At 66.9% G+C, this 25,356-nt stretch carries 25 protein-coding genes; 18 read left to right on the forward strand and 7 right to left on the reverse strand.

Going from position 1 to position 25,356, the window contains the following annotated elements:
* Positions 1–2: 2 nt before the first annotated feature.
* A complete protein-coding gene (locus tag AWC31_RS31160) occupies positions 3–317 on the reverse strand; it encodes a type II toxin-antitoxin system VapB family antitoxin (RefSeq protein WP_067852038.1) in 315 nt (104 codons plus the stop codon).
* 191 nt (positions 318–508) lie between these two features.
* Here AWC31_RS31160 and hrcA point away from each other — a divergent pair, with 191 nt between their 5' ends.
* From hrcA to era, 11 genes are all read left to right on the forward strand, one after another.
* On the forward strand, positions 509–1,540 hold the full coding sequence (gene hrcA, locus AWC31_RS31165) for a heat-inducible transcriptional repressor HrcA (protein WP_067852040.1): 1,032 nt from the start codon (positions 509–511) through the stop codon (positions 1,538–1,540).
* Positions 1,541–1,570: 30 nt separating this feature from the next.
* On the forward strand, positions 1,571–2,719 hold the full coding sequence (dnaJ, locus tag AWC31_RS31170; protein ID WP_085148774.1) for a molecular chaperone DnaJ: 1,149 nt from the start codon (positions 1,571–1,573) through the stop codon (positions 2,717–2,719).
* A 4-nt stretch (positions 2,720–2,723) separates the two neighbouring features.
* Positions 2,724–3,473: a 16S rRNA (uracil(1498)-N(3))-methyltransferase gene (locus tag AWC31_RS31175; protein ID WP_085148777.1), complete on the forward strand. Its 750-nt coding sequence runs from the start codon at positions 2,724–2,726 to the stop codon at positions 3,471–3,473.
* Between the two features lie 101 nt (positions 3,474–3,574).
* A complete protein-coding gene (locus AWC31_RS37565) occupies positions 3,575–4,315 on the forward strand; it encodes a hypothetical protein (protein WP_165766086.1) in 741 nt (246 codons plus the stop codon).
* 77 nt (positions 4,316–4,392) lie between these two features.
* On the forward strand, positions 4,393–5,784 hold the full coding sequence (dctA, locus tag AWC31_RS31185) for a C4-dicarboxylate transporter DctA (protein WP_085149886.1): 1,392 nt from the start codon (positions 4,393–4,395) through the stop codon (positions 5,782–5,784).
* A gap of 222 nt (positions 5,785–6,006) precedes the next feature.
* Positions 6,007–6,183, forward strand: coding sequence for a hypothetical protein (locus tag AWC31_RS36995; RefSeq protein ID WP_165766084.1), 177 nt, complete (start codon positions 6,007–6,009; stop codon positions 6,181–6,183).
* Positions 6,184–6,340: 157 nt separating this feature from the next.
* Complete coding sequence (locus AWC31_RS31190) at positions 6,341–8,464, forward strand: PhoH family protein (RefSeq protein WP_085148783.1); 2,124 nt, start codon at positions 6,341–6,343, stop codon at positions 8,462–8,464.
* Positions 8,461–8,997, forward strand: a complete 537-nt coding sequence (gene ybeY / locus AWC31_RS31195; protein ID WP_085148784.1) for an rRNA maturation RNase YbeY — start codon at positions 8,461–8,463, stop codon at positions 8,995–8,997. Before AWC31_RS31190 ends, ybeY begins: the two co-directional genes overlap by 4 nt.
* Positions 8,994–10,310 (forward strand): hemolysin family protein, encoded by a 1,317-nt coding sequence (locus tag AWC31_RS31200; RefSeq protein WP_067852051.1) that lies wholly within the window; start codon positions 8,994–8,996, stop codon positions 10,308–10,310. The genes ybeY and AWC31_RS31200 overlap by 4 nt, the downstream gene beginning before the upstream one ends.
* On the forward strand, positions 10,303–10,620 hold the full coding sequence (locus AWC31_RS31205; RefSeq protein ID WP_067852054.1) for a cytidine deaminase-like protein: 318 nt from the start codon (positions 10,303–10,305) through the stop codon (positions 10,618–10,620). The genes AWC31_RS31200 and AWC31_RS31205 overlap by 8 nt, the downstream gene beginning before the upstream one ends.
* Positions 10,617–11,516: a GTPase Era gene (gene era, locus AWC31_RS31210; RefSeq protein ID WP_085148787.1), complete on the forward strand. Its 900-nt coding sequence runs from the start codon at positions 10,617–10,619 to the stop codon at positions 11,514–11,516. The genes AWC31_RS31205 and era overlap by 4 nt, the downstream gene beginning before the upstream one ends.
* A gap of 3 nt (positions 11,517–11,519) precedes the next feature.
* On the opposite strand, the gene AWC31_RS31215 is transcribed toward era, so the two are convergent.
* Together AWC31_RS31215 and AWC31_RS31220 are read right to left on the reverse strand one after the other, a co-directional pair.
* Positions 11,520–12,176, reverse strand: coding sequence for an MmpS family transport accessory protein (locus tag AWC31_RS31215; protein ID WP_085148790.1), 657 nt, complete (start codon positions 12,174–12,176; stop codon positions 11,520–11,522).
* A 91-nt stretch (positions 12,177–12,267) separates the two neighbouring features.
* Positions 12,268–13,830: an amidase gene (locus AWC31_RS31220; protein ID WP_084356776.1), complete on the reverse strand. Its 1,563-nt coding sequence runs from the start codon at positions 13,828–13,830 to the stop codon at positions 12,268–12,270.
* A 63-nt stretch (positions 13,831–13,893) separates the two neighbouring features.
* Here AWC31_RS31220 and recO point away from each other — a divergent pair, with 63 nt between their 5' ends.
* From recO to AWC31_RS31240, 4 genes are read left to right on the forward strand one after another with little or no spacing between them, the layout of a single operon-like run.
* Complete coding sequence (gene recO / locus AWC31_RS31225) at positions 13,894–14,748, forward strand: DNA repair protein RecO (protein ID WP_067852252.1); 855 nt, start codon at positions 13,894–13,896, stop codon at positions 14,746–14,748.
* Positions 14,684–15,577, forward strand: a complete 894-nt coding sequence (locus AWC31_RS31230) for a decaprenyl diphosphate synthase (protein ID WP_085148793.1) — start codon at positions 14,684–14,686, stop codon at positions 15,575–15,577. Before recO ends, AWC31_RS31230 begins: the two co-directional genes overlap by 65 nt.
* On the forward strand, positions 15,577–16,023 hold the full coding sequence (locus AWC31_RS31235) for a hypothetical protein (RefSeq protein ID WP_085148796.1): 447 nt from the start codon (positions 15,577–15,579) through the stop codon (positions 16,021–16,023). Before AWC31_RS31230 ends, AWC31_RS31235 begins: the two co-directional genes overlap by 1 nt.
* Positions 16,020–16,421 (forward strand): NUDIX hydrolase, encoded by a 402-nt coding sequence (locus tag AWC31_RS31240; RefSeq protein WP_067852064.1) that lies wholly within the window; start codon positions 16,020–16,022, stop codon positions 16,419–16,421. Before AWC31_RS31235 ends, AWC31_RS31240 begins: the two co-directional genes overlap by 4 nt.
* A 363-nt stretch (positions 16,422–16,784) precedes the next feature.
* Here the strand turns inward: AWC31_RS31240 and AWC31_RS31245 are convergent, their stop codons facing one another.
* Positions 16,785–17,180, reverse strand: a complete 396-nt coding sequence (locus AWC31_RS31245) for a Fur family transcriptional regulator (RefSeq protein ID WP_067852066.1) — start codon at positions 17,178–17,180, stop codon at positions 16,785–16,787.
* On the reverse strand, positions 17,177–17,545 hold the full coding sequence (locus AWC31_RS31250; RefSeq protein ID WP_067852068.1) for an ArsR/SmtB family transcription factor: 369 nt from the start codon (positions 17,543–17,545) through the stop codon (positions 17,177–17,179). Before AWC31_RS31250 ends, AWC31_RS31245 begins: the two co-directional genes overlap by 4 nt.
* A gap of 98 nt (positions 17,546–17,643) precedes the next feature.
* Between AWC31_RS31250 and AWC31_RS31255 the strand changes: the two genes are divergently transcribed.
* The gene (locus AWC31_RS31255; RefSeq protein ID WP_085148799.1) at positions 17,644–19,029 is read left to right on the forward strand and encodes a glycine--tRNA ligase; all 1,386 of its coding nucleotides are present in this window, start codon (positions 17,644–17,646) and stop codon (positions 19,027–19,029) included.
* An 8-nt stretch (positions 19,030–19,037) separates the two neighbouring features.
* Here the strand turns inward: AWC31_RS31255 and AWC31_RS31260 are convergent, their stop codons facing one another.
* Positions 19,038–21,062, reverse strand: a complete 2,025-nt coding sequence (locus tag AWC31_RS31260) for a TPM domain-containing protein (protein WP_085148802.1) — start codon at positions 21,060–21,062, stop codon at positions 19,038–19,040.
* A gap of 59 nt (positions 21,063–21,121) precedes the next feature.
* On the opposite strand from AWC31_RS31260, the gene AWC31_RS31265 reads away from it, so the two are divergent.
* Complete coding sequence (locus AWC31_RS31265) at positions 21,122–22,396, forward strand: deoxyguanosinetriphosphate triphosphohydrolase (protein ID WP_067852073.1); 1,275 nt, start codon at positions 21,122–21,124, stop codon at positions 22,394–22,396.
* Positions 22,397–22,402: 6 nt separating this feature from the next.
* Here the strand turns inward: AWC31_RS31265 and AWC31_RS31270 are convergent, their stop codons facing one another.
* Complete coding sequence (locus AWC31_RS31270) at positions 22,403–23,347, reverse strand: sensor domain-containing protein (protein WP_085148805.1); 945 nt, start codon at positions 23,345–23,347, stop codon at positions 22,403–22,405.
* Between the two features lie 66 nt (positions 23,348–23,413).
* On the opposite strand from AWC31_RS31270, the gene dnaG reads away from it, so the two are divergent.
* Positions 23,414–25,312, forward strand: a complete 1,899-nt coding sequence (dnaG, locus tag AWC31_RS31275) for a DNA primase (protein ID WP_085148808.1) — start codon at positions 23,414–23,416, stop codon at positions 25,310–25,312.
* Positions 25,313–25,356 lie beyond the last annotated feature (44 nt).

Here is a 25,356-nt window from a genome sequence, read left to right on the forward strand (position 1 = left end):
CTTCAAGCCTGCGCAGGCACGACGGCGTCCATGTCGAACAATCGCGCGTGCAGGATCGTGCGGTTTCGCAGGGCTGCCCGCACGGCCCGGTGCAGACCGTCTTCGAGGTAGATGTCGCCACGCCACCGCACCGCGTGCGGGAACAGGTCGCCGTAGAACGTGGAGTCCTCGGACAGCAGCCGGTCGAGCGCGAGCACGGTTGTCGTCGTGACCAACTCGTCCAGGCGTAATTGCCGGGGCGGTATGCGAGACCAGTCCCGGTAGGTCAGCCCATGCTCCGGATACGGTTTGCCCTCAAGTACGCCTTTGAAAATCATCGCAGGCTCACTTGCTGGGCACCCGTGCACGGTTTCGGCATCGGCATGGGTGCTAAGGCTAATACTCTCGAGCCGATTTGCCACCGGTTGAATTCGGCCCGCGGTGGCCTTGCCGGCCCGACACGGTCGGTAAAGGTACTGCTGGTAACCGTAAAATGGGTGCAGCGTAGCTCCGAAGGGCAGGTGAACAAGTGAGTAGTGCCGACGATCGTCGTTTCGAGGTGCTTCGCGCAATCGTTGCCGACTTCGTTGCCACCAAGGAGCCGATCGGCTCCAAAACCCTGGTCGAACGGCACAATCTCGGCGTATCGAGCGCAACCGTGCGCAACGACATGGCCGTGCTCGAGGCCGAGGGTTACATCACCCAGCCGCACACCAGCTCCGGCCGGGTCCCGACGGAGAAGGGCTATCGCGAGTTCGTCGACCGGATCGACAACGTCAAGCCGCTCTCGTCGTCGGAACGCCGCGCGATCCTCAACTTCCTGGAGTCCGGTGTCGACCTCGACGACGTGCTGCGCCGGGCCGTGCGGTTGCTCGCGCAGCTGACCCGCCAGGTCGCGATCGTGCAGTACCCCACCTTGTCGACGTCGACCGTGCGCCATCTCGAAGTGGTGGCGCTCACCCCGGCGCGGCTCCTGCTCGTCGTCATCACCGACACCGGCCGGGTGGATCAGCGGATCGTCGAACTCGGCGACGCGATCGACGACCACGAGCTCGCGAAGCTACGCGAGATGCTCGGCCAGGCCCTTGAGGGCAAACCGCTGACCGCCGCGTCGGTCGCGGTGTCCGACCTGGCCACGCATCTCAACGGCAGCGACGGTTTGGCGGACGCGGTCGGCCGGTCGGCGACCGTCCTGGTCGAGACACTCGTCGAACATGCCGAGGAACGGCTGCTGCTCGGCGGCACCGCCAACCTGACCCGCAACACCGCCGACTTCGGCGGCTCGCTACGTTCGGTGCTGGAGGCCCTCGAAGAACAGGTCGTGGTGCTGCGGCTGCTCGCCGCCCAGCAGGAGGCAGGCAAGGTCACCGTGCGCATCGGTCACGAGACCGAGGCCGAACAGATGGCGGGCACCTCGGTCATCAGCACCGCCTACGGCAGTTCGGGCAAGGTGTACGGCGGGATGGGTGTGGTCGGTCCCACTCGAATGGACTATCCGGGAACTATCGCTAATGTCGCTGCGGTTGCTCTCTACATCGGCGAAGTTCTAGGCAGCCGGTAACCCCGGCACGAAAGGTCAGGCAAGGTCAGCGTGGCACGCGATTATTACGGCCTGCTCGGAGTGAGCAAAGGCGCGAGTGATTCGGAGATCAAGCGCGCCTATCGGCGGTTGGCACGTGAACTGCACCCCGACGTCAATCCCGACGAGGAAGCCCAGAGCAGGTTCACCGAGATCCAGGTTGCCTACGAGGTACTGAGCGATCCGGAGAAACGCCGCATCGTCGACATGGGCGGCGATCCGATGGAGACCGTCGGCGGCTCAGCCGGAAACGGATTCGGCGCCGGTTTCGGTGGCCTCGGCGACGTCTTCGAAGCGTTCTTCGGCGGCGGCACGGCCTCACGCGGACCGATCGGCCGGGTACGGCCCGGCGCGGACTCGCTGCTGCGGATGCGGCTCGATCTCGAAGAATGCGCGACCGGGGTGACCAAGCAGGTGGCAGTCGACACCGCCGTGTTGTGCGACCTGTGCCACGGCAAGGGCACCAACGGCAAGTCGACGCCCGTCACGTGCGACACCTGCGGTGGTCGCGGCGAGGTTCAGACCGTGCAGCGATCGCTGCTCGGGCAGGTCATGACGTCACGTCCCTGCCCGGTGTGCGGCGGCGTCGGCGAAGTCATCCCCGATCCCTGTAACCGGTGCGGCGGCGACGGCCGAGTGCGGGCCCGGCGCGAGATCAGCGTCAAGATCCCGGCCGGTGTCGGTGACGGCATGCGGGTGCGGCTGGCCGCCCAGGGTGAGGTCGGGCCCGGCGGCGGTCCGGCGGGCGACCTGTACGTCGAGGTTCACGAGAAGCAGCACGACACGTTCGTCCGCGACGGCGACGATCTGCACTGCACGATCTCGGTGCCGATGGTCGACGCCGCGCTCGGCACGACGGTCACCGTCGACGCCATACTCGACGGTCCCACCGAGCTCACGATCCCGGCAGGTACCCAGCCCGGCGCGGTGACGACGTTGCGCGGGCACGGGATGCCGCATCTGCGGTCGGGAGTCCGCGGCGATCTCCATGCCCACATCGACGTGATGGTGCCGACTCGGCTCGACCACACCGACATCGACCTGCTGCGCAAGCTGAAGGAGAACCGCGCCCGCGAGGCCGCCGAGGTGCGCTCGGCGCAGGCCTCCGCCAGCTCGGGTGGCTTGTTCAGCAGGTTGCGCGAGACGTTCTCCGGCCGCTGACGTCGTGAGCGCAGCGCTTTTCTACGTCGACGCGCTGCCCGACGCGGGCGAACTCGCGGTCGTCGACGGCGACGAGGGTTTTCACGCGTCCAACGTCCGGCGTATCCGCGTCGGCGAGCAGATCGACCTCAGCGACGGCGTTGGCATGCTCGCGCACTGCGTGGTCGAGGCCACCGCGAAGGGCACGGTGTCGGCGCGCGTGACCGAACGGTCGTTGATCACGGCCGCCGAGCCGGCGGTGACGGTCGTCCAGGCGCTGCCGAAGTCCGACCGCTCCGAACTGGCCATCGAACTGGCCACCGAGGCGGGCGCCGACGGGTTCGTCGCGTGGCAGGCGGCGCGGTGCGTCGCGCGCTGGGACGGGCCGAAGGTGGACAAAGGCCTGCGCCGCTGGGCCGCGGTCGCGCGGTCGGCGGCACGGCAGTCCCGGCGGGCCTACGTTCCCGGCGTCGACGGCGTGCTGTCGACGCCTGAGCTGGTGGGCCGGGTGACCGACGCGGTTGCCGCCGGCGGTCTGGTGTTGGCCCTGCACGAAACGGCCACCGAGCCGATCACCGAACTGCCACTCGCGCAAGCCGATTCACTGACCCTGATCGTCGGCCCGGAAGGCGGTATCGCCGACGAGGAGATCGCCGCGCTGAGCGGGGCCGGGGCGCGGGCCGTGCGGCTGGGGCCGTCGGTGTTGCGGACCTCGACCGCCGCGGCGGTGGCGTTGGGCGCGATCGGCGCGCTGACGCCGCGCTGGCGCGTCTAGCTCGCTCGAAATTGGCGTCTCCGGCATGCCTGGCCACGCCTTAGGCTGGACTTGGCCAGCCTGCTGTTTCGGCGTGGACAGCACCTGAGGAGGAGCCAACCGTGAGTCTGCCGCCCCAAGGTCCACCGCCGCCGTACGGTCCGCCTCCGTACGGGCCGCCGCCGCCTTACGGGCAGCAGCCGCCTTATGCGCCCCAGCACCCGCAATGGCCGCCGCCGTCGCCGTACGGGCAGCCATGGCAATGGGCGCAGGCCGGTCCGCCACCGAAGAAGTCAGGAACCCCCAAGCTGCTGATCGCGATCGTGGTCATCGCGGTGCTCGCGGTTGCGTTCATGGCATACGGCGTTTTCTCGGTGGCATCCGAAGGCAAGGTCAGGACCGCCCATTCGGCGAGCGATTTTTCGACGGTGTGCGAGGGTGACTCATTGAGCAACGCCGCCGACTACCGCGAGCCGTACAACATCGCGGCCTTCTACGAAGGTCTCGGGATCGTCGACACCGCGTGGCTGCCGGTAGAGGACAACGAGTGGGCTCGCTCGGACGACTACTCGGCCATCAATGTCGTCGCGTGCCTGGAGCGCAAGCTCGGCAGCGACGTGAAATCCACGACGTGTGAGGGCGATGACGGCGGGGACACGGTCACCATCGACTACTACTCCGTCGAATACGAGATCGAGTTCCGCGAAGCCAAGACCGGCAAGGTGATCAAGAGCGGGGACACGGTCTCCGGTACGGCCGGCGACTGTCCGTTCCTGGCCAGCTACGACAAGAACTCACGAAAGATGTACGCGACGCCGGACGCCGACGCCGTCGCGGCCACGCTGAGGGATTTCGCCGGCTGACGCGGGCCGGCGTCAGGTTTCCTCCGCGAAACATCGATCACACCGTGAGGTGACGAACGCTGGATACGTTGCCGGCCATGGCAACAACCATCGATCCGCCGCAGAGCGAGATGATCCGGCTCGCGAACAAGCCGCCGTGGTACACGTCGCTGTTCATCCAGTTGTTCGTCGCGATCGTCGCGGGTATCGCAGTGGGCTGGTTGTGGCCCGACTTCGGCGAGAACCTCAAGCCACTGGCCGACGGGTTCATCAAGTTGATCAAGATGTTGATCGCACCGATCATCTTCTGCACGGTGGTGCTCGGCATCGCGCACGTCGGAGATCTCAAGTCGGTCGGCCGAATCGGTGTGAAGGCACTCATCTACTTCGAGGCCGTGACGACATTCGCGTTGCTGTTCGGGATTGTGGTGGGCAACATCGTCAAGCCCGGTTCCGGTTTCAGCATCGACCCGCAGACGCTGGCCACCGGCGCAGAGGCCGTCGCCGCGAAAACGAACGACGGCGAGCTGCCCCATACCGTGGAGTTTCTGCTCAACATCATTCCCAGCTCGGTGATCTCCGCGTTCGCCGAAAACGCCTTGTTGCAAGTGCTGTTCTTCGCGGTGCTGTTCGGCCTGGCGCTGGCCAAGTTCGGAGAGAGCGGCCCGCCGGTCATCCTCGAGTTCGTCGACCACCTCAGCCACATCTTCTTCACGATCATCGGCTGGATCATGCGACTCGCGCCGGTGGGTGCGTTCGGTGCGATGGCCTACATCATCGGTCAGTACGGGATCGGCTCCCTCGGCAGCTACGCCAAGCTGATCGCGGCCTGCTACGCCGCTGCCGCGCTGTTCATCGTGATCCTGGCGGTGATCGCCCGATTGTTCGCCGGGGTGAACCTGTGGCGGTTCCTCGTCTATATCAAGGACGAGATGTTCCTGGCGCTGGGTACCGCGTCCACCGAGGTCGTGCTGCCACGCATCATGACCAAGCTGACCAACGCGGGATGCTCGCGAACCACGACGGGACTGGTGGTTCCGACGGGCTACTCGTTCAACCTGGACGGCGCCACGCTCTACCTCTCCATCTGCGTGCTGTTCCTGGCTCAGGCGCTTGGCGTCGATCTGAGCCTGGGGGAACAGATCACCGCAGTTCTGGTGCTCATGCTTACCTCGAAGGGCATGGCGGGCGTGCCCGGCTCGTCGTTCTTGGCGCTCTCGGCCACCGTGGCGGCGATCGGTCATGGCGCGATACCCGTCGCTGCGGTGGCGCTGCTGCTCGGTGCTGACCGGATCATGGACTCGATGCGGGTTTCGGTGAACCTGCTCGGCAACTGCGTGGCCACGTTCGTGGTCGCGGCCTGGGAAGGGCAACTCGACAAGGAGCGGATGCGCAAAGTGCTCGCGGGCGAGGACGTCGCGCCACTCGAAGATCTCGGACCCGAAGAAGAGCAGCGCGTCCCGCGCCCGATTTCGACGTCACGGTCGTGAACTACGGGTCGGCCGACCCGTCCCACAGCCCTGGTGTCAAAGTCAACACCAGGCCCGTCGCCGGTAACGTCCTGCCAACACCCGGTCAATTGCTGCCACCGGAATTACCGCGCTGATCTTTGTGTTCAACCAGATAGATCGGCACAACGGAGCGTCGATACCGCGTCCGAACCGCGACATTCGCGCCACGGCTCGAACATCACTCGCAGACACGAAAGAAGCATGAGCATCATGAAGAAGTTCGGATTCGCCACTGTCATCGCCAGCGGACTGGCCGCTGCGGTTCTGGGTTTGGCCGGTCCCGCGCAGGCTGACGTCGGCCATCACGACTGGGTCAACAACATCGGCCCGCACGTGACGGTTCCGCAGGTGGACACCACGGTTCACCAGAGCCACTGACCGGCAGCGCAGGCTCAAAGGGCACCCCGTGCGGGGTGCCCTTTGCCGTTGCGGCCTTAACCGTTGGGCCGAGTCGTTGACCAGCGGTAAACTGACGAACAGCAGTACGGCCACCAGAGCCGTCACGAGAACACAGAAAGCAGGCACGAAACCCCACGTGACGCCCCGCGACACGACCGCTGACTCGTCGACCACCGGTTCCGGATCGGTCCGCAGCAGCATCACCGTTCCGCCCGACATCATCGTGGGCCTGCTTGGCTCGGCCGACGAGAATCTGCGGGCAATCGAGAACCTACTGGCTGCCGACATTCACGTGCGCGGCAACGAAGTCACCTTCTCCGGGGAGCCGGCCGACGTTGCGCTGGCCGAGCGCGTCGTCGCCGAGCTCATCGCCGTCGCCTCCAGCGGCCAGTCGGTGACACCGGATGCGGTCCGGCACAGCGTCGCGATCCTCACCGGCACGGGTGAGGAGTCGCCTGCCGAGGTGCTCACGCTCGACATCCTGTCGCGGCGTGGCAAGACCATCCGGCCCAAGACGCTCAACCAGAAGCGCTACGTCGATGCGATCGACGCCCACACCGTCGTGTTCGGGATCGGACCTGCAGGCACCGGCAAGACGTATCTGGCGATGGCCAAGGCCGTCAACGCATTGCAGACCAAGCAGGTCAACCGCATCATCCTCACCCGTCCGGCGGTGGAAGCCGGTGAACGCCTTGGCTTTCTGCCCGGCACGCTGAGCGAGAAGATCGACCCGTATCTGCGCCCGCTGTACGACGCGTTGCACGACATGATGGATCCCGAACTCATCCCGAAGCTGATGAGCGCCGGGGTGATCGAGGTCGCGCCGTTGGCGTATATGCGTGGTCGTGCGCAGCCGTTGTTCGCCAAGGTGTTGACGCCCAGTGGCTTCCGGCGGATCGGCGAACTGAAGGTCGGGGACTTCGTGATCGGCTCGAACGGCCGCCCGACTGAGGTCACGGGTGTCTACCCGCAAGGCTTCAAAGAAATCTACCGAGTCCAGACGCAGGACGGAGCATCCACGCTGGCCTCCGGTGACCACCTATGGTCTGTCTACACGCGCGACGATCGACGCCGTGGAAAGCCGGCCCGGGTCCTGGAGACCAAGGAGATGATCGGCAATCTCCGTGCGGCCCACTATCACCGATACGAATTGCCGCTGCTGAGCGCTCCCGTGGTCTTCGAGTCGAAACCTGTTCCGATGGATCCGTATGCGCTCGGCCTGCTCTTGGGCGACGGATGTTTCTCATGCACGGCGACGCCGACATTCGCGACCAATGATCCGGAACTCGCCGAGTCCCTCGAGCGACTCATCCCAGGGATCACGGCGCGACAAAAGACCGCCGTCGACTATGTGCTGAACCGGATCACGACGCCTGGTGAGGTCATCACGATCGAGAATCCGGTGACCGGCGTGATGCGTGCGCTAGGCCTGTCAGGGAAGAAATCCGACACCAAGTTCGTTCCCGCGGATTACCTGTTCAACTCGGCAGACGTGCGACTCGCGGTCTTGCAGGGCCTCCTCGACACCGATGGGGGCCCGGTCACCCAAGAGGGCCGGACCTGCCGTATTCAGTACACGACCATTTCGGATCAGATGCGCGACGACGTCGCCTTCATCGTGGAGTCGCTGGGTGGCGTCGTGTACGCACGTACGCGGAAAGCCGAGGGCCGCAAGCCTGGGATGGCTCGCGGTCGCGAGGTCCATCACCGTTCCGATGCACACATCCTCGACATCCGCCTTCCTGCAGGGGTCGTGCCCTTCCGGCTCTCGCGCAAGGTTGCGAAGTACGACGCGACCGGCGGCGGCCGCCCGATGCGGTTCATCGACCGCATCGAACCCGCCGGCACCGAGGAAGCCGTGTGTATCAGTGTGGCGGCCGAGGACTCGCTGTACGTCACCGAGGATTTCCTGCTTACGCACAACACCCTCAACGACGCCTTCATCATTCTCGACGAGGCGCAGAACACCACCGCCGAGCAGATGAAGATGTTCCTGACGCGTCTGGGGTTCGGCTCGAAAGTCGTTGTGACGGGCGATGTCACGCAGGTCGACCTGCCCGGCGGAGCGACGTCGGGGCTGCGGGCGGCCATGCAGATCCTCGATGGCATCGACGACATCCACTTCGCCGAACTCACGAGCGCAGACGTGGTCCGGCATCGCCTGGTGTCGGAGATCGTCGACGCCTACGCGCGCCACGAGGAGCCGGCGATGCTCAACCGGGCCCAGCGCCGGTCGTCGAGCGGGCGGCCCAGACGATGAGCATCGAGGTTTCCAACGAGTCGGGGATCGACGTCTCCGAATCCGAATTGATCAGTGTCGCACGGTTTGTCATCGCCAAGATGGACGTGCATCCCGCGGCTGAGCTGTCGATGGTGCTGCTCGACAGCGCGGCGATGGCCGACCTGCACATGCGGTGGATGGACCTGCCCGGCCCCACCGACGTCATGAGCTTCCCGATGGACGAGCTCGAACCCGGCGGTCGGCCGGATTCGCCCGAGCCCGGCCCGGCCATGCTCGGTGACATCGTGCTGTGCCCGGAGTTCGCCGAGCAGCAGGCCGCGAAGGCCGGACATTCCCTGGGCCAGGAGTTGGCCCTGCTGACGGTGCACGGTGTGCTGCATCTGCTGGGATACGACCACGCCGAACCGGACGAGGAGAAAGAGATGTTCGCCCTGCAGCGTCAGCTGCTGGAGGAATGGGTCGCCGATCAGGTGCAGGCCTACCACGCCGACCGACAGAGCGACAAAGATCGGCAGCTGTTGGACAAGTCCCGATACTTCGACCAACCGTGAGCGGGCTCCTACCCCTGTTCGGCGCGATCATCCTGGTCGGCTTCGGCGGTCTGTTCGCGGCCATCGACGCCGCGTTGTCGACGGTGTCGATCGCGCGCATCGAAGAACTCACCCGGGACGAACGGCCGGGTGCGGCGCGGCTGGGCAGAGTCGTCGCCGAACGCCCGCGCTACATCAATCTCGTGGTGCTGCTGCGGATCACATGCGAAGTGAGTGCGACGGTGCTGCTGGCGTCGTTCCTCGACGGGCATCTCGGCGTCAGTTGGGGCCTGTTCGCCGCCGCTGCGATCATGGTGGTGACGAGCTTTGTGGCCATCGGTGTCGGCCCTCGTACCGTCGGCAGGCAGAACGCCTACAGCATCGCATTGGTGTCCGCGCTTCCGCTGCAGGCCATTTCGGTGCTGCTGACCCCGATCAGCCGGCTGCTGGTGTTGATCGGTAACGCGCTCACCCCGGGTCGTGGTTTTCGCAACGGCCCGTTCGCGTCCGAGATCGAACTGCGTGAGGTCGTCGATCTGGCGCAACAGCGCGGCGTGGTGGCCGACGAGGAACGCCGGATGATCCAGTCGGTGTTCGAACTCGGTGACACCCCGGCCCGCGAGGTCATGGTTCCGCGTACCGAGATGGTGTGGATCGAAAGTGACAAGACCGCGGGCCAAGCGACATCGCTGGCGGTCCGTAGCGGGCATTCGCGTATCCCGGTGATCGGGGAGAACGTGGACGACATCGTCGGTGTGGTGTATCTGAAAGACCTTGTGCAGCAGACCTACTACTCGACCAACGGGGGTCGTGACACCACGGTCGCGCAGGTCATGCGGTCGGCGGTGTTCGTGCCGGACTCCAAGCCGCTCGATGAGTTGCTCAGCGAGATGCAGCGCGACCGCAACCACATGGCGCTGCTGGTCGACGAATACGGCGCGATCGCCGGCCTGGTGACCATCGAGGATGTGCTCGAAGAGATCGTCGGTGAGATCGCCGACGAATACGACACCGATGAGGTCGCGCCCGTGGAAGACCTGGGGGAGCGGGAGTACCGCGTGTCGGCGCGACTGCCGATCGAGGATCTCGGCGAGCTGTACGGGCTGGACTTGGACGAGGATCTCGACGTCGACACCGTCGGCGGCCTCGTGGCGTTCGAGCTCGGGCGCGTGCCGCTGCCCGGCGCCGAGGTGTCCTGGGACGGACTGCGTTTGCGCGCCGAGGGCGGGCCCGATCATCGGGGCCGCGTGCGAATCAACACCGTGCTGGTCTCGCCGACGGAGTCCCCTGACGAGAATTCGCGCACGCGAGGAGGAGATCACCCGGATGACTGAACTCGACGCCGAGGACGCCAAGCTCGTGGTGCTGGCCCGCGGAGCGATGGGCCGCGCCGAAGCGGCTGCCGGAGCGGCCGTGCGCGATCTAGACGGCCGAACGTACGCCGGCGCGCCCGTCGATCTCGCCGCCTTGCAACTGACCGCGCTGCAGGCCGCGGTGGCCGCCGCGGTGTCCAGTGGCGCGACGGGACTGGAAGCGGCTGTCCTGGTCGGCGGATCGGCCGACGACGCGGGTGTGGCTGCGGTGCGTGAGCTGTCGGCTGATGCCGCGGTGATCGTCACGGACCGGACCGGTACGCCGGTATGAGCGAGTTCCGTTCCGGCTTCGTCTGTTTCGTCGGCCGGCCGAACACAGGCAAATCGACGCTGACGAACGCCCTCGTCGGGACCAAGGTCGCGATCACGTCGAATCGTCCGCAGACCACGCGCCACACGATCCGCGGCATCGTCCACCGCGAGGACTTCCAGATCATCCTCGTCGACACCCCCGGCCTGCACCGGCCCCGGACCTTGCTCGGCCAACGCCTCAACGACCTGGTCAAAGACACCTACTCCGAGGTCGACGTCATCGGGATGTGCATCCCCGCCGACGAGGCCATCGGTCCCGGCGACCGCTGGATCTACCAGCAGATCCGCGCCGTCGCGCCCAAGACCACGTTCATCGCCATCGTCACCAAGATCGACAAGGTGCCCAAGGACCGGGTGGCAGCACAGCTGCTGGCGGTCAGCGAGTTGGTCGGTCCCGACACCGAGATCGTCCCCGTCTCGGCGACTTCCGGCGAGCAACTCGATGTGCTCACCGACGTCCTTGTCGCTCAGCTGCCCCCGGGCCCGGCGTACTACCCCGACGGTGAGCTCACGGATGAACCCGAAGAAGTGCTCATGGCCGAACTCATCCGCGAGGCCGCACTCGAAGGCGTGCGCGACGAACTGCCGCACTCCCTGGCGGTCGTGATCGAGGAGGTCGAACCCAGGCAAGGACGTGACGACCTCATCGACGTGCACGCCATCCTCTATGTGGAGCGCGACAGCCAGAAAGGCATCGTCATCGGGAAAGGCGGCGCCCGGCTCCGCGAGGTCGGCACCGCGGCGCGTACACAGATCGAAAAGCTGCTCGGCACAAAGGTTTACCTCGACCTGCGGGTCAAGATCGCCAAGAACTGGCAGCGCGACCCCAAACAACTTGGCAGGCTTGGGTTCTGACAGTCAGGGCCGGCTGAACACGCAGTGCGCGCCGCCGCCGACCGGTTCTTCGGCGACGACCTCGTTGTCGAGGGTTATCCGGCAGCCCTGTTCGCCGGTCTTGCCGACCGCGACCACCTGCAACAGGCCTACGTCCGGCCCGACCGTCGCCGTAGTCTTCCACGGCACCTGGGTGTTCTCCGTCGCCTTCCGGCCGCCGGGATCGACGTCGATGGAGTACACGGTGCCCGACCCGGTGATCTCGAAGACCACCGTTGAATCGCCGCCCGCCTGCGGTGTCGGCTCGGGAGCGTTGGCTTGTTTGCGTGACGAGGCGGCAGCGTTGTCGTCGAACATCTGCTGGCGGAAATCCGGGGTGACGCAGATCGTGTCGCCGTCGAACGCTTCCCGCCACACGTAACCCTGAGCGCAGCTTTCGGGTCCATAGGCACCGTTGGGGTCTTTGTGCGCCTTGGGGTTGGCGTTCTGCTGGGCGACCGTCGAACGGGTCTCGGGTGTTACGCATACGGTGTCGCCCGACCGTGCCTCGCGCCACACATAGCCCTGGATACAGGTGTCGGGCCCGTACGGGAGCGGGTCGGCCTGGGCTGGTGCGGGCACGGTGACGGCAGTGGCGGCGAGTGCGACGACGGCGAAACGAGCCGGGTAGCTGATGGACATGATCGCGCCTCCATATTCGTGGGGGCATCCCGTTGATGCCGCCATGGCACGAACGCTAGGAGCGCCCAAGGTGAGTGGCGCGCGTAGTCGACTACTCGTTCTCGTTTGCCATCGCCAGCCGTCCGGGCGGCTGGCGAAGTGCGTTGACCGCCGCGACCGCCTGCGATACGTCGTAATTCTCGGGTGTCTCGCCGTTGGTGTCGCGCACGCGGTGGCCTTCCGGGGTGTTCCACCAGACCGTGGGTTGTTTGGCGGCCCAACCGGTGATGGCCTCGAGCTCGGCGGCCAGGGAGATCAGCATCGGCTCGCTGTTGGCCGGACCCATGAGCTGCACGCCGATCGGCAATCCGTCCGAGGTGAACCCGGCTGGCACGCTGATCGACGGCCAGCCGAGGAGGTTCCACGGCCAGGTCACCGGGCACGCCTGGATTGCGCGGCGTTCGGTGGCGTACCACCCGAGCCGGTCGAATTCGTGGGTGAGCGGCGGCGGTTGTGCCGTCGTCGGGGCGATGACGACGTCGACGAGGTTGAAGATCCAGCCGATGCGCCGCTGCACCTGAGCTTCGTGGGCGCGCGCCTTGCGCAGCACGTTCTCGGACAGCAGCCGGCCGATGCGCATGTTCGCGACCGTGCGGTCGTCGTATTCGATGTCACCGAGCCGGTACGACCAATCCAGCAGACCGGCGGTGGACCGGGACAGGAAGTCCCATGACATCCGCACGCTGTACTTGGGGTCCTTGGCGACGACGGTGTGACCGAGGTGGCCGAGTTGGTCGGCAACCGTCTGCAGTGCGGCGCGGATCTCGGGGTGCAGCTTCACCCGGAAGCCGGTGAACGGGAACTTCGTCGACATGGCCACCCGTAGTGGGCCCGGTGCCCGTCCGACGTAGTCGGCAGCCTGGATCGGCGGCGGCTTGTGCAGGTCGCCGTCGGCGTTGCCGGATGCGGCGTCGAGAACGAGGGCCGCGTCGGTGACCGTGCGGGCCAGCACACCGTTGACCGTGATGCCGTTGAACGCCTCGGGCAGCGGCCAGGTCGAGATACGGCCGCGCTGGGGTTTGATTCCGACCAGATGGGTCCACGCGGCCGGGATGCGAACGCTGCCCGCGCCGTCGGAACCGATCGCCGCGGCCACGAGGCCCGCGGCGACGGCGGCCGCGCTCCCACCGGACGAGCCACCCGGGCTGTGTTTGCTCGACCACGGGTTGCGGGTGTGGCCGAAGCCCGGCCCGTTCGTGAACGGCCATTGCCCGAGTTCGCACGTGTTGGTTTTGCCGACGATGACCGCGCCTGCGGCTCGCAGCCGACGCACCACCTCGGCGTCCGCGGTCGCGACGCGGGCGTTGCCGTTCGTGCCGTAGCGGGTGGGCACGCCCGCGATGTCGACGTCGTCCTTGACCGCGATGGGGATCCCCAGCAACGGGAGCTGTTTGCCGGCCGCGCGATCGCGGTCGGCCTTGGCGGCATCGGCCAGTGCCTGTTCGGTCAGCACGACGCGGAACGCGTTGAGGGTCGACTGGCTTGCGGTGATCGCATGCAGCGATCTGCGTACCAATTCGTCAGAGGTGATGGCGCCGCTGGCAAGTTGATACAGCTGGTTCGTCAGGGTCGGGAAGGGAGTGGTGGCCGAGTCGCAAGTCGTAGATTTGCCCATCACTTTCGAGAATATCGGCGGTGCATAACGGAACTTGTCAGGCCATGATGCGAGACTGTCACGATGCGGCTGTATCGTGACCGGGCGGTCGTGCTGCGCCAGCACAAGCTCGGCGAGGCCGACCGGATCGTCACCCTGCTCACCCGCGACCACGGATTGGTCCGCGCGGTGGCCAAGGGCGTGCGGCGGACGCGCAGCAAGTTCGGCGCGCGGCTGGAGCCGTTTGCCCACATTGATGTGCAGCTGCATCCGGGCCGCAATCTCGACATCGTCACCCAGGTTCAGGCAATCGACGCGTTCGCGGCCGACATCGTCAGCGACTACGGCCGCTACACCAGTGCGTGCGCGATGCTGGAGACCGCCGAGCGGCTCGCCGGTGAGGAGCGGGCGCCGATGCCCGCGTTGCACCGGCTGACCGTTTCGGCGCTGCGCGCGATTGCTGACGGGTCCCGGGAACGCGAATTGGTGCTCGACGCGTATCTGTTGCGGGCCATGGGGGTCGCCGGCTGGGCTCCGGCGCTGACCGAATGCGCGCGATGTGCCGCACCCGGCCCGCACCGGGCATTCCATGTCGCGGCGGGCGGCAGCGTGTGTGTGCACTGTCGGCCCAGCGGTTCGGCCACGCCGCCGCAGCCCGTGCTCGAGCTGATGGCAGCGCTGCACGACGGCGACTGGGAGTACGCCGAGACGACATCGCCAGGGCACCGCAGCCAGGCCAGCGGCCTCATCGCCGCACATCTGCAGTGGCATCTGGAGCGTCAGTTACGGACATTGCCTCTGGTCGAGCGTGTGTACCGGATCGATCGCACGGTCGCCGATCAGCGGGCAGCGCTGGTCAGGCAGGATATGGCGCATGGCTTTGAAGCGGGACGGGAAGCGGGACAAGACCACCTACCCACAGCTGCCCCCGGCGCCTGACGACTACCCGACGTTCCCGGACAAATCGACCTGGCCGGTCGTCTTCCCCGACATCCCAGCCGGCACCAACGGCCGCTTCGCCCGCCCGCCCCAGCACACGTCCAAAGAGGCTGCTCCGCAGATCCCGGCCGATCAGGTGCCCAACCATGTCGCAGTGGTGATGGATGGCAACGGCCGCTGGGCCACACAGCGCGGATTGGGCCGCACCGAGGGCCACAAGATGGGCGAGGCGGTGCTCATCGACATCACGTGCGGTGCGATCGAGATCGGTATCAAGCATCTGACGGTGTACGCGTTCTCGACCGAGAACTGGAAGCGCAGCACCGAAGAAGTGCGCTTCCTGATGGGCTTTAACCGTGAGGTGGTGCGGCGACGCCGCGAGAATCTCAACGACATGGGCGTGCGGATGCGCTGGGTCGGCTCGCGGCCCAAGATGTGGCGCAGTGTCATCAAGGAGTTCGACATCGCCGAGCAGATGACGGTCGATAATGACGTCATCACCATCAACTACTGCGTGAATTACGGCGGGCGCACCGAGATCGTCGAGGCCACCAGGGCACTCGCCGAGGAAGCGGTGGCAGGCAAGATCAGCCCGAGCCGGATCAGCGAAGCCTCGTTCGCCAAACACCTGCACCGCCCCGACATCCCCGACGTGGACTTGTTCATCCGCACCTCGGGGGAGCAGCGGGCCAGTAACTTCTTGCTGTGGCAGGCCGCCTACGCCGAGTTCGTGTTCCAGGACAAGCTCTGGCCAGACTACGACCGGCGCGATCTGTGGGCGGCGTGCGAGGAATACGTGAACCGCAATCGTCGCTTCGGCAGGGCGTGATGCCCGGCCTCCTGCAACGGTTGTCGTCGGTGCTCGGCGAGGTGATGTCCGTCGTCGAGGAGGAGGACAACGCGCTGACCGTGACGGTCGACGGATCGGTGGCGTCGGTGCGGGTCGTCGCGATCGCCGAGGACTTGGAGATGGTCTCGTTGACCCAGCCGCTGGCCTGGGATCTGCCGCTCAACAACAAGATTCGTGACCGCGTTGCCGCGCACGCGAGCCGCACCATGCTGGGCACCGTGGTGTTGGTGGAGAAGGTTGTCGAGACGCCCGCCGACGGCGCGACGGCCAAGGGCGCGGTCCGAAAGGGGGCGGCCAAGAAGGTCGCCGACGTCATGCTGCGGTACAACTTTCCGGCCGCCGGGCTCACCGACGACGCTCTGCGCACCCTGATCCTGATGGTCCTGGCGACCGGAGCCGACGTCCGCCGGGATCTGACGTCGTGACGTCGGTCATCGGCATCGTCGCGGCCGTGGTCCTCGACGAGCGCAATCACGTGCTCGTGGTCCGCAAGCGCGGCACGTCATCGTTCATGCAGCCCGGCGGAAAGATCGAGCCCGGCGAAGAGCCGTTGCAGGCACTCGTCCGCGAGGTCTACGAGGAACTCGGCACGGGCTTCGATACGACGTCGGCTCGGGCGCTGGGCCGCTACACCGCGGCCGCCGCCAACGAACCCGGCCACGTCGTGGACGCCCAGCTGTATTCGGTCGTACTCGACGGCGATCCCGCGCCTCAGGCCGAGATCGAGGAGATGGCCTGGGTCGACCCGCATGCACCCGGCGCCATCGAACTTGCGCCGCTGACCAGACACACGGTGCTCGGGTTGGCGCGCGATCCGGTCTAGGAGTGGCGGCTCGGTCGAGGAGCGGCTGGGTGTATCCGGTCGGCCCGCCTTTCCGCGACAATGTCGCGGAAAACGCCTCGTGCGTAACATCATTCGCTTCAGCCTCACGGCGTGGATAACAACTGCCACTCATGGCCCGCTGGCCACGTGCGTCACGCGATTCGGCGTGCCCGCCTTACAGCGACAAAGTCGCGCGCAGGGCGGGCAGGTAACAACTGAGGCCGCTGTGGCGCAGCGACGTAGGAGTGCTTCGTGTGATTGTGCCCATGGGGCTCATGCTCCCAGTGGGACAGGTGAGCTGTTTTCCGCGACATTGTCGCTCATAGCCGGGCGCACCGGCACCTGCCATCGAGCGGCGTGCGGCTAGGTGGCGCCGACGCACTCACCGCAGACGCCGAAAATCTCGATCGTGTGGCTGACGTCGGAGAACCCGTGCTCGCGGGCGACGTCGGCGGCCCAGGTCTCGACGTCGGGGCCCGACACTTCGACCGTGGAACCGCACGCGCGGCACACCAGGTGGTGGTGATGGTGCTCCGAGCACCGCCGGTAGACGGATTCGCCGGTGTCGGTCCGCAAGGTGTCGACGACTCCCGCGGTCGCCATGGCCTGCAGGGTGCGATAGACCGTGGTCAGCCCGATGCCCTGGCCGCGACGGCGCAACTCGTCATGCAGTTCCTGAGCGGAGCGAAACCCGTCGGTCTCGTTGAGAAGGTCGGCAATCGCCGCGCGTTGGCGGGTGGACCGGACCGCGCCTGTCACCGGCGGTCCTCGCCGGCGTGGGCGACGGCGTCGACGACGATGTGCGCGAGGTGGTGGTCGACCAACCGATAGAGCACCTCGCGGCCGGCCCGCTCGCTGGAAACCACCCCGGCCTGCTTGAGGATGCGCAAGTGCTGACTCACCAGGGGTTGCGGCACACCGAGTGCGTCGACCAGTTCGTGCACGCAGCGCTGGGACTGCTGCAGTTGCAGCACGATCGCGATCCGCAGTGGCGCGGCCAGTGCGCGCAGCAACTCGCCGGCGGTGTCGAGGACCTCGCGCGGCGGCAGCTCGGGAGCCGGCGCGCCGTGATGCTGGTGCGCGTCAGCGTGCTGATCGTCTGCCAAACTGGAAATCGTTTTCATTATGCGGCCAGAATACATGCGCGTTGATGCATGTCAACAGTTCGGGCCGGTGCGCCGGATTATCAGTGCCAGGCCGCCGGTCGCTACGCTGTTGCACCGTGGCATCCATCATCGACACCGTTGCGAACCTGGCGAAACGCCGTGGCCTTGTCTACCAGTCGGGCGAAATCTACGGCGGCACCAAGTCGGCATGGGACTACGGGCCACTCGGTGTCGAACTCAAGGAGAACGTCAAGCGCCAGTGGTGGCGCTCGGTGGTCACCGGCCGTGACGACGTCGTCGGCCTGGACAGCGCCATCATCCTGCCGCGGCAGGTGTGGGTCGCGTCCGGCCACGTCGAGGTGTTCAACGATCCGCTGGTCGAGTGCCTGAACTGCCACAAGCGTCATCGGCAGGACCACATGCAGGAGGCGTACGCGGCGAAGAAGGGTCTCGATGACCCCGACTCAGTGCCGATGGACGAGATCGTGTGCCCGGACTGCGGCACCAAGGGCCAGTGGACCGAGCCCCGCGACTTCAACATGATGCTCAAGACCTACCTCGGCCCGATCGAGACCGAGGAGGGCTTGCACTACCTGCGGCCCGAGACCGCGCAGGGCATCTTCGTGAACTTCGCGAATGTGGTCACCACCGCACGCAAGAAGCCGCCCTTCGGCATCGGTCAGATCGGCAAGAGCTTCCGCAACGAGATCACGCCCGGCAACTTCATCTTCCGCACCCGCGAGTTCGAGCAGATGGAGATGGAGTTCTTCGTCGAGCCGTCGACGGCGGGTGAGTGGCACCAGTACTGGATCGACACGCGGCTGGAGTGGTACGTCGACCTCGGCATCAACCGCGACAACCTGCGGCTCTACGAGCATCCCAAGGAGAAGCTGTCGCACTACAGCGACCGCACCGTCGACATCGAGTACAAGTTCGGTTTCGCCGGCAACCCGTGGGGTGAGCTGGAAGGCGTGGCCAACCGCACGAACTTCGACTTGTCCACGCACTCACAGCATTCCGGCGTCGACCTGTCGTTCTACGACCAGGCCACCGAAACCCGGTACGTGCCTTACGTGATCGAGCCAGCAGCGGGTCTGACGCGTTCGCTGATGGCGTTTTTGGTCGACTCCTACACCGAGGACGAGGCGCCCAACGCCAAGGGCGGCGTGGACAAGCGGACCGTGCTCAAGCTCGACCCGCGCCTCGCGCCGGTCAAGGCGGCCGTGCTGCCGTTGTCGCGCAACGCCGACCTGTCACCGAAGGCCCGCGACCTCGCTGCCGAGCTGCGTAAGAGCTGGAACGTCGAATTCGACGACGCCGGTGCGATCGGCCGCCGCTACCGCCGCCAGGACGAGATCGGCACACCGTACTGCGTGACAGTCGATTTCGACACGCTCGAAGACAGCGCGGTCACCATCCGCGAGCGCGACGCCATGACGCAGGAGCGGGTAGCACTCGACAAGGTGTCCGACTACTTGGCGGTGCGGCTGAAGGGCTGCTGAGCGCGCGCTCAGAACCGGCCGCCGCCACCGCTGTAGCTGCGGCCGGACGAGCGCGATGCCCCGCCGTAGGACGTCGGGCGGCCCATGCCGCGGCCACCGCCGAATCCTCCGCCATAGCCCCCGCCGAACCCTCCTCCGCCGGAGAAGCCGCCGCGCAGGATGTTGCCGATGATGATGCCGCCGAGCACGGCGCCCATATCGGACCCGCCGCCTCCGTACTGCGAGGTGTAGGAACGCTGCGCCGCGCGCACGTCGTCGTTGGCAAGGCCCTGCGCCTGGGCGGCGAGTGTCGAGGCCCCATTGGCATGTGCGACAGCCTCATTCGGGTTGCTGGCCCGTTTGGCCTCGGCGGCCTGTAGTTGCCGGCTGGCCTCGGCGAGCCTCGTGCGCGCCTCCGGGCCGATGCTGCCGCGCCGGGTCTCGATGAAGTCCGACACCGCTTTGATGCGCGACTGGGCGGTGAAGAGCGCCTGCTCCAGAGTCCGCGCGAGGCGTTCGGCGGCTTCGCGCTGTTCGTGCACGCTGGCCAGCAGTTGGTCGAGGTTGGCATCGGCCTGCGTCAGCCGCGTGAAGGTGCCCAGCGGGTCGGCGTTGCCGTTGGCCCTGGCGTCGTCAGCGGCTTTGGCCGCGGCATCACGGGCCGCTGCGAGTTTGTCGGTCTGCGGCGTACCCGGTTGTGCGAGAAGGGTATTCGCCTGATCGATACCGGCTTGGATGTCGGTGATCGCGGCGGGCAGCCCGGCCAGTGCCCGGTTGATGTCGGTGGCCGCGCTGTCGACGGCGTCGAGGAGGGTCCGGGCCTGGTCGAGCGCGGACTCGGCCGCCCGCACCGAGTCGACCAACCCGGTCTGATCACCGGCGGGCCGGGCCACCAGATTGCGGGCGTTGCCGATGTTGCGGTCGGCGAACGCCAGCCTCTCCTTTGCCGCATCGACGTTGCCTGCGACCGAGCTGAGTGCGGTGGCGTCGAACTGTTTGTGCAACCCATCGAGGGTCTGGGCCGACGGGTTCATCCGCGCGGTCAGGTCGACCATCTGTTGCGTCATGGTGTCGAGCCGTGCGGGGGCGTTGATCACGAGATCGCGCAGCTGTTCGAAGGCTTGGCTCTGCGCATCGAGTTCCCGATCGGCCTTGGCCGCCGACACCACGACCCGGGTCAGCAGATCGCGCTGCTGCAGCGGTGTCTCCGGGGCGTCGTCGTCAAGGATCTGACGCACGTTGAAGGCTTGCGCCAGCGCCGTTTTCGCGTTGGCCAGGGCCGTGCTGAACGGTTCGGTCCGCTTGGGGCCGAACTCTTCGACCGCCAGTTCGAGTTCGGCTTCGCTGGTACGCACGGCGTTGTCGACATCGACGACGATCGAGCGCGAGAGCTCATCGAGCGCTTCGAGCGGCACCGTCGCAAGCGCATTGGCGTCGGTCGGGTCCACCCGCTTCGCGGCCTCGAATTCGGCCTTGCGGCGCTTGGCGCGGCGCCGGCGCGACCACCACCACAGCAGCCCGCCCAGTACGAGCAACACGCCGAGGGCGATCAGCATCGCGGGCCACGACACGCTGGATTCCGGCGCGGGCGGTTCGGCGTTCAGATTGTTGGCGGCCGCGATCGCCGCGCCCGCCCAGTCGTCGCGTCGCAGCGCCGGTTCGATGTTGTCGCGCCGGATCTCCTCGGCGCGCGAGTTGCCGCCAGGGAGGGTGTCGGGGACCTGGAATGCGAACGAACGCGCCCGGGTGGCGACCGCCAGCAGCGCATCGTCGTCACCCAGCTCGCTCAACTGCATGGTGTTCTGTGCCCAGCCGAGATAGTTCTGCCCGGAGAAGTCCTCGACGAACACGACCCACAGCTGGATGCGGCGGTCGTCGTAGAGCTGGTCGAGAGCTCGTTGCACACTGGCGCGCTGGGAAGTCGACAGCGCGCCCGCATTGTCGGTGAGCTGAGTGGCCAGCCGCAGCGGCGGTTCGGCGGTTGCGCCGGGGGCGACGAGCAACCCGGTCATCAGGATCGCGAGCAGCATGCTGAACAGACGGGCGATGCGCATGACGGTCAATCTAATGTGCTGCACGAGTCAGGCGGCGTGTCCTGGCAGACTGTGCCCCGGTGAACGCAGTAGGGCACGACCACTATGACGACTTCGACCGGCAACGCCTGGTGGACGAAGCGCCGAAAGGTGCTGCGCTGCCGGGGACCGATACCGAGCACCGCACCGACTTCGCGCGGGACCGAGCCCGGGTGCTGCACAGTGCCGCTCTGCGGCGGCTGGCCGACAAAACGCAGGTCGTCGGACCGCGGCAGAGCGAGACCCCGCGGACTCGCCTGACCCATTCGCTTGAGGTGGCCCAGATCGGTCGCGGTATGGCCATCGGCCTCGGCTGCGATCCCGACCTCGTCGACCTGGCCGGGCTCGCCCACGACATCGGGCACCCGCCGTACGGTCACAACGGCGAGCGTGCGCTCAACGAGATCGCCAATGCCTTCGGCGGATTCGAGGGCAATGCGCAGAACTTCCGGATCCTCACCCGCCTCGAGCCGAAAGTCCTTGACGGCGATGGCCGTTCGGCGGGTTTGAACCTGACCAGGGCAGCGCTCGACGCGGTGACGAAATACCCGTGGCAGCGTTACGGCGGCCGCAAGAAGTTCGGCTTCTATGACGACGACCTCGACGCCGCGGCCTGGATGCGCGACGGTGCGCCTGCTGAGCGGCCGTGCCTGGAAGCGCAGGTGATGGACTGGGCCGATGACGTCGCGTACTCCGTGCACGACGTCGAGGACGGTGTGATCTCGGGGCGGATCGATCTGCGGGTGCTCGCCGACGCCGACGCCGCCGACTCGCTCGCGCGCCTGGGCGCCGAGTCCTTCCCGACCGTGACGCACGACGAACTGCTGGCTGCCGCGCAGCGGCTGTCGGAGATGCCTGTCGTGGCGGGCGTGGGCAAGTACGACGGAACGCTCGCGGCCTCGGTGGCGCTCAAACGCCTGACGAGTGAGCTCGTCGGCCGGTTCGCGAGTGCGGCGATCGCCGAGACCCGCGAGGTGGCCGGCGACGGTCCGCTCAAGCGCTTCGACACCGATCTCGCGGTGCCGAACCTCGTGCGCGCCGAGGTCGCCGTGCTCAAGATGCTGGCGTTGCAGTTCATCATGTCCGACCACCGACATCTGCAGATCCAGGCGGACCAGCGGACACTCATCCACGAGGTGGCCCTGGCGCTGTGGGCGCAGGCGCCCGGCAGTCTCGACCCGCAGTTCGAGCCGGAGTTCACCGCGGCCGACGACGACGGTGCCCGGTTGCGCGTGGTGATCGACCAGATCGCGTCCTACACCGAGGGGCGGCTGGAACGAGTGCACGAAGCGCGCTCGCCCCGGCCGTTGGACTGAAGAGCCTCAGGCGCCGATCTTGTCGGCGATCGCCCACGCCACGTCAACACCGCTCGTCTCGGGGTTGGCGGCCGCCGTGGATTCCTCGTCGTCGAACGAGATCTCGGTCTCGACCAGGTAGCTGCCCGCGACCGTGACGGCCCGGGCGTTGGGACTGGTCTGCGCATTCTTGGTGTGCCCGAACAACACCGTCGCGGCCAGCGTCGTCTCCTCGGTCCGGATATCGGTGATCTTGTGCGTCAGGTGCCCGGCATCGGGTATCTCGGTACCCCAATAGGTGACGGTCTGGCCGTCACAGCGTTGCCACGTCGCCTTGATCTCATCGAAAACCGCCTGAGCATCCTCGGGCGTCGACAGTTCGATGACGGCCTCGTCGACCTTCCTGACCACCCCGTCGGAGCCGCGCCAGACCTGACGCGCGAAGTCCTGCACATCGGCGTCGGCGTAACCACTCCGCTCGGCCACCACGACGGGACCGATGCAGTCGTACGGTTCGGCACCGGCCTGGGAGCTCGAGGTCTCGGCCATGTCGTCGATGCCGCCTTCGACGGCGTCTTGGGGGACGGGTTCGAACGTCTCGCCGAGCAATTCACCGAGCTCGCTCCCGGTCAAGAGCAACTGCTTGGCCGACTTCTCGCTCTCGGCCGCGGACGTCCCCGACGTCGCCGGGGCGTCCGATTTGCCGGGTAGCACCGCCCACACCACCACCGCGACGACTGCGGCAACGATCACGCAGTAGGAGATGGTCAGTCCGGCCACCGCCCGCCCACGACCCCGCTCGCGACGTTTCTTGATCTGTGTCAGCGCGAGGTGGCCGAGTACGGCGCCGACCGGGGCGAACACGAAGCCGAACACGATCGACAGCGTCGACAAGGGATTGACCGGTGCCGCGGGTGGCGGCGCCGAAAAGGTGTGTGGTGGCGGGGGCCCGCCGTATCCGCCGAAGCTCATCTGCGTCCCTCCCCGCCGCGGGCAAACCCGTTCAACCGGAGTTTCCGGCACGCATAGACTAGGCCGGTGGCCGGCCGGATTCCTGATCGCGATATCGCGGCCATCCGTGACAAAGTCCGCATCGAGGATGTCGTGGGCGATTACGTCCAGTTGCGGCGTGCCGGGGCCGACTCGATGAAGGGCCTGTGCCCCTTCCATGACGAGAAATCGCCGTCGTTCCACGTCCGGCCCAACCACGGCCACTTCCACTGTTTCGGTTGTGGCGAGGGCGGTGACGTCTACGCGTTCGTCCAGAAGATCGAGCACGTCAGCTTCGTCGAGGCAGTCGAGCTCCTGGCGGACCGGGTCGGCTACACCGTCACCTACACCGGCGCGTCGACCACGAACGTGCAGCGCGACCGGGGCAGCCGCAGCCGCTTGCTGGCCGCCAATGCCGCCGCGCAGGAGTTCTACGCCGAGGCGCTGCAGTCCGACGAGGCCGCCGAGGCCCGCAAGTACCTGACCGAACGCAATTTCGATGCCGCTGCGGCCGCCCAGTTCGGCTGCGGATTCGCGCCGTCGGGCTGGGACAAGCTGACAAAGCACCTGCTGCGCAAAGGTTTTGAGTTCAAGGAGCTCGAAGCGGCCGGGCTGAGCCGCGAGGGCAAGCGCGGCCCGATGGACCGGTTCCACCGCCGGTTGCTGTGGCCGATCCGGGTGTCGTCGGGCGAGACCATCGGCTTCGGCGCGCGCCGGTTGTTCGATGACGACCAGAACCAGGCCAAATACGTCAACACGCCAGAGACCGTGCTGTACAAGAAGTCTCAGGTGCTGTTCGGGCTGGACCGCGCCAAGCGCGATATCGCCAAGGGCCATCAGGCCGTGGTCGTCGAGGGCTACACCGACGTGATGGCCATGCATCTGGCCGGGGTGACCACGGCAGTGGCCTCGTGCGGGACGGCGTTCGGCGACCAGCACCTGTCGATGTTGCGGCGACTCATGATGGACGACAACTTCTTTCGCGGTGAACTGATCTACGTGTTCGACGGCGACGCCGCCGGGCGGGCCGCGGCCGTCAAGGCGTTCGAGGGGGAGCAGAACCTGGCCGGGCAGTCGTTCGTGGCGGTCGCGGCGGACGGCATGGACCCGTGCGATCTGCGGTTGCGTTCCGGCGACGGCGCGCTGCGGGATCTGGTGGCCCGCCGAACACCGTTGTTCGAGTTCGTGATTCGCAGCGCGCTCGCCGAACACGACCTCGACAGTGCCGAAGGCCGCGTGGCCGCGCTGCGCCGGTGTGTGCCGATGGCGGCCGGGATCAAAGACCCGACCCTGCGCGATGAATACGCCCGCCAGCTCGCCGGCTGGGTCGGCTGGGACGACGTGGCGCAGGTGATCGGGCGCGTGCGTGAGGAAGCCAGCGGTGGCCGCCGCGACGGCCGCCGTGCCGGTGCCGAGCCGCAGGCCCGACCCAAGGCGCCCCCGGTGCAGCGGCCCGACCCGAGCGATCCCACGCTGTGGCCGCAGCGGGAGGCGCTCAAGGCGGGCCTGCAGTATCCGGCGCTGGCCGGCCCGGTGTTCGATTCGCTGACCGTGGAGAGCTTCACGCATCCCGGCTATGCCGCCGTGCGCACCGCCATGGAGGCGGCAGGCGGCACGGCGTCGGGCGTGTCCGGGGCGCAGTGGATCGAAGCGGTGCGCGAGCAGACGTCGTCTCCGGCGGCCGCCAGCCTCGTCAACGAGCTCGGCGTAGAGGCGATCAACGTCGAAGACGACGAGAAGCTCCCGCGCTACATCGGCAGCGTGCTGGCCCGCCTGCAGGAGGTCTGGGTGGGCCGCCAGATCGCCGAGGTGAAGTCCAAGTTGCAACGGATGTCGCCGGTCGAGCAGGGAGACGAATATCACGCCCTGTTCGGTGACCTCGTCGCGATGGAGTCCTACCGCCGCAGCCTGCTGGAACAAGCGAGCGGCGACGACCTCACTGCGTGAGAGCTCACATCACGATAGGGTGGAGCCGATCTATGGACGAGCTG

The sequence above is a fragment of the Mycolicibacterium wolinskyi genome, assembly GCF_002101965.1.
GTDB classification, from domain to species: domain Bacteria; phylum Actinomycetota; class Actinomycetes; order Mycobacteriales; family Mycobacteriaceae; genus Mycobacterium; species Mycobacterium wolinskyi.